Genomic DNA, 4,218 nt, shown 5'->3' with positions numbered 1-4,218 from the left:
GGGTGGCCCTCAGTGCGGCGTTCTCGGTCCCGGCGAGAGCTGCGAGATCCCGGTGAGCGCCTCCGGCGGATCGGTCAGATGGTCGGCATCCCCAGGATCGCCGCTCACCGGCGGCGGGAGCGGCATCGTCCCCAGCGGTCAGACGCGCAGGGCGGTCGTCACGCTCTCGTGCGGCGACGAGTCCGGTTCGGGTTCCGCGACCGTGACCTTCTCCCCGGGCGGCCAGACCCGGTCCATCTCGTGGCAGTGCCCGGGACAGGGTGAGGGAGACGGCTGGAACTAAACGTGACGTAGATCACATTATGTGGCGGGAGAGCCCTGCCCACTAGGCCAGACGGCCACGGGGCGTACCGCTGCCGTCACTGAAATCCGTTCATAGGGGAGAAATCTCAGCAACTTGGTGGCAAGATCAGGCACCCAGAGCGGGGCCGGCGGGCGTCGCCGCTCACGGGGGCATGATCAAGAACACCGAATTCGACTGGGAGGGTTCCCGTGGCCGGTGAGCCAGGGCCCGGGCGGGACGACGACCTCAGGCTCGCGAACTCGCTGCGAGCCGGGGACGTCATCGCGCTGACCGAGGTCTACGACACCTACGCGCCGTTCCTCTACGACTACTGCCATGGGCTGCTCCGCGACCGCGTCGAGGCGGCGGGCGCGCTGCGCAACGTCGTCATCGCCGCCCGCGAGCACATCGACCGGCTCACCGAGCCGGACCGGCTGCGCGGCTGGCTGTACTCGATCGCCCGCAAGGAGTGCATGCGCCGCCGCGACAGCCCGAACCGGCACACCGGGCAGGAGGCGCCGGAGGCCGACGACGACCTCACCGACGACCAGCTCGCCCGGCGCGAGGAGCGCAGGCTGCTCGCGCACAGCGCGCTCGCCGCGCTCAACGGCCGGCAGCGCGAGGCGATCGACCTGTCGGTCCGGCACGAGCTGGACGAGGTCGACCTGTCCGGCATCTTCGGCATGCCGTTGGAGGAGACGCTCGCGCTCGTGGAGAAGTCCCGCGAGGACCTCGCGGGCGCGCTGCACGCGGCGCTCATCGCGCAGAACCACTGGAAGGACTGCCCCAGCGTCTCGGCGCTGACCGAGTCGTGGCCGCTGTCGCCGCAGACGTCGGCGTCGCTCGTCCGGCATGTGGCGAGCTGCCCGGTGTGCGGCGAGCGCGAGACGCCGCCGCTGCCGACCGACCGGCTGCTGTCCGTCCTGCCGATCGCGGCGATCCCCGCCGAGCTGCGGCTGGACGTGCTGACCGCCGCGACCGCCGAGGACCGCGCCGGGAACCGCCGCGCCATCGCCGCCTGGACGGAGCCGTTCGACGAGTACGGCTGGCCGCTCCCCTACGAGCCGTCGCCCGCCCGCGCCCGCGACCGCGCCCCGCGCCGCCGCGCCCCGCTCATCGCCGCGGTCGCCGTGGCGATCGGCGCCGTGGTGCTGTTCGTCGGCGCGATGTCGTGGCTCGGCGGGGGCGGCGAGACGAACGCGGCGGCGAACAGCCCGAAGGTGCCGGGCGGCGGGTCCAGCACGGGCACCGATCCGGGGACGCCGACCGGCCCGTCCCCGACGGACACGTCGGCGTCTCCGAGCAAGTCGCCGTCGAAGTCCCCGTCCAAGTCTCCGTCGAAGACCCCGACCACCAAGCCGCCGCGTCCCCCGGACAACGACAACCCCGATCCGCCGAGCCCGGGCCACCTGTCGGTGTCGGGCTGCAGCATGGGCGGCAGGGACTCGTGCACCGTCCGGATCACCGCCGTCGGAGGCGCGGTGAACTGGCGGGTGACGGGCACGCGCGGCGATCTGAGCGCGGGCGGCGCCGGGCATCTGTCGGCCGGCCAGTCCGCCTCCGTGACCGTCAGCCGGACGAACTTCCTGTGCCTCGGCGGAAGGCGGACCGGCTCGGTCTCGTTCTCGCCGGGCGGTTCCGCCCCCGTCTCGTACTGCTGACGTCCTCGACCTTTTCCGGAACGCCGCGGGCGCGCATCCGCTTGGGAGTGCGGGTGCGCGCCCTGCGGCGTACCCGGGGGCACTGGCCGTCCCGTCGCCGTCCCGGCCGGTCGGCGGTGGTCAGATCGGTCGGGGCGCGTCACGGGCGGTCCGCGGCGTTCTGTGGCCGTTCGGGTCAGATCGAGCCGGTGTCGAGGGTGCGGTGCGCCCGTCGCAGGAGCACCGGGACGCCCTCGCCGATCTGGTCGAAGCCCTCACCGACCGTCGCCTTCTGCAGGTAGCGGGCGTGGATGCCCTCCAGGATGACGGCGAGCTTGAAGCACGCGAACGCCACGTAGAAGTCGAGGTCGGCGAGGTCGAAGCCGGTCAGCGCCGCGTACCGGTCGGTGAACGCGCGGCGGGTGAAGAACCCGGGCGCCGTGGTGATCTTCGCGCCGACCGGGAGCTCGTCGGGGTCGGCGGCCTCCGTCCAGTAGACGAGCGTGAGCCCGAGGTCGGACAGCGGGTCGCCGAGCGTCGACATCTCCCAGTCGACCACGGCCGCGATCTCGGGACGCGGCTCCAGCCGGACGAGCGCGTTGTCGAGCCGGAAGTCGCCGTGGACGAGCCGCGCCCGCCCCTCATCCGCGTCCCCGGAACGGGCGCGCGGGGCGTCCACCGGCAGCCGCTCGGCGAGCCGCACGCCGAGCCGGTCGTATTCGGGCAGGTCGCGGACCGCTCCGGTGGCGCGGATGGCCTCCTGCGAGCCGTCCCACTGCCGCCTCCAGCGGGCGAGCTGGCGCGCCATGTAGCCGCTCGGCCGACCGAAGTCCCCCAGTCCGGCGGCCTCGACGTCGACGGTGTGGATCGCCGCGAGCGCCCCGGCGAGCGCCTCGCTGAGGCCGGCGGCCTGCTCCGGGGTGATGTCCTCGGCGTCCTCGCGGCTGCGCAGGACGCGGCCGTCGACGTGGTCCATGAGGTAGAAGCGCGCGCCGATGACGTCTTCGTCGTCGCAGAACGCCAGCGTCCTCGGCACCGGGACCGCCGTCCCGGCGCCGAGCGCGGTCAGCACCCGGTATTCGCGGCCCATGTCGTGGGCGGTCGGCTGGACGTGCCCGAGCGGCGGCCTGCGCAGGACGATGCGGCGGCCGCCGTCCAGGGTGATCGCGTAGGTGAGGTTGGAGCGGCCTCCCGCGATCAGGTCGATCGCCTCGATGCGTCCCGATCCGGGCAGCTCGCGGGCCAGCCAGCCGGCGAGGCGGGGGACGTCGATCCCGGGGACCTCGGACGGGGGCCAGGCCGGTCGCTCTGCGTCAACGCTCATGACGACCTATTAGAACGCGGCTCGGTCTGGCCTGTGAACCCGGACCCTTGCCCGTTCCTGCGGTCCGTAATCCTCCGGCCACTTCCGGCCGACTTGCAGGAAGGCTTCACCTGGCCTCCAGGGTTCGCTCTGACCTGCGCAAATGCGACGGCGGCCACATCCGGCCGGGCGATTCGGCGAGAGTCTCACAGGAAAAAAGGGACGTCAGGTGGATTCCAGGGACACGTGGGGTACGCATCTGCGACGACACCCGAGCAGAGTGGGCTCTACCCGGCGCGGAGGTCAATAGCCGTCATATCCGGCCCATGACGGCAGGCTGGACTGCGAATGTCCCGCCGGGCAGACGTAATGGACTAGACCATTCGGGACTAGACCGCCCGATTGGGGGGGACGCACCGTGGCAGACGCATGGCTGCCGGGAGCCGGCCGCATGCCGGCGCGACAGGACGGCGGAGCTTTGCGAGGGGGTGCTCCCCGCGTCGTCTGGTGCGCCGGCGAGCATGATCCGCGTACCGTCTCCGCCCGCTCGGTGGCCGCGGACCTGATCAAGGAGGATCGGCCGCCGCACCTGGTGTGGCACCCCGGCACCGGCGAGATCGTCCAGCTCCTGCCCGCCACCCGCGCCGCCCGGCTGCTCGGCGGGCGGGTCGGCCGCGAAGGCCGCGTCTGCCTGCAGATCATGGTGGTCGGCCAGTCCCGGGCGCCGTTCACCGGAGCGCTGCTCACCGGCCTGGACGCGATCGTCCAGTGGCTCGACGCGTGGGGCGTCGCGCGCCGCTGGCCCGCCGGTCCCCCGCTGCCGTCGCCGCAGTCCTACCACGCGCACCGCAGCCGCAAGGACTGGGCGCGCGGCGGGCACTACGGGGCGTCCCAGGTCCCGCTCGTCGACCGTCCCGACCCGGGCGGCATCGACATCCGCCGCATCACCGGACCGGACACCCCGGTCGCCCCCATCCCGAAGCCCCGCACAC

Annotated in this window: 4 protein-coding genes; 3 read left to right on the top strand and 1 reads right to left on the bottom strand. The window is 73.0% G+C overall.

Annotated elements, in window-relative coordinates; all coding sequences use genetic code 11:
* Window positions 1-283, top strand: a 283-nt coding sequence (locus E1264_RS44940) for a hypothetical protein (protein ID WP_207936902.1), incomplete at its 5' end; no start/stop codon positions are given.
* A gap of 209 nt (window positions 284-492) precedes the next feature.
* Window positions 493-1,944, top strand: a complete 1,452-nt coding sequence (locus tag E1264_RS40825; protein WP_132182655.1) for a sigma-70 family RNA polymerase sigma factor — start codon at window positions 493-495, stop codon at window positions 1,942-1,944.
* Between the two features lie 175 nt (window positions 1,945-2,119).
* Here E1264_RS40825 and E1264_RS40820 read toward each other — a convergent pair whose 3' ends face one another.
* The gene (locus tag E1264_RS40820; RefSeq protein ID WP_132182653.1) at window positions 2,120-3,247 is read right to left on the bottom strand and encodes a phosphotransferase family protein; all 1,128 of its coding nucleotides are present in this window, start codon (window positions 3,245-3,247) and stop codon (window positions 2,120-2,122) included.
* Between the two features lie 529 nt (window positions 3,248-3,776).
* On the opposite strand from E1264_RS40820, the gene E1264_RS40815 reads away from it, so the two are divergent.
* Window positions 3,777-4,218, top strand: a 442-nt coding sequence (locus tag E1264_RS40815) for a hypothetical protein (protein WP_207936901.1), incomplete at its 3' end; no start/stop codon positions are given.

Source organism: Actinomadura sp. KC216 (genome assembly GCF_004348535.1).
Taxonomy (GTDB): domain Bacteria; phylum Actinomycetota; class Actinomycetes; order Streptosporangiales; family Streptosporangiaceae; genus Spirillospora.
This window is presented reverse-complemented; position numbering and strand designations above follow the sequence as displayed.

Excerpts from the sequence above, each read along its gene's own strand:
- E1264_RS40820 (WP_132182653.1), bottom strand. The coding sequence starts at position 3,247 with ATGAGCGTTGACGCAGAGCGACCGGCCTGGCCCCCGTCCGAGGTCCCC.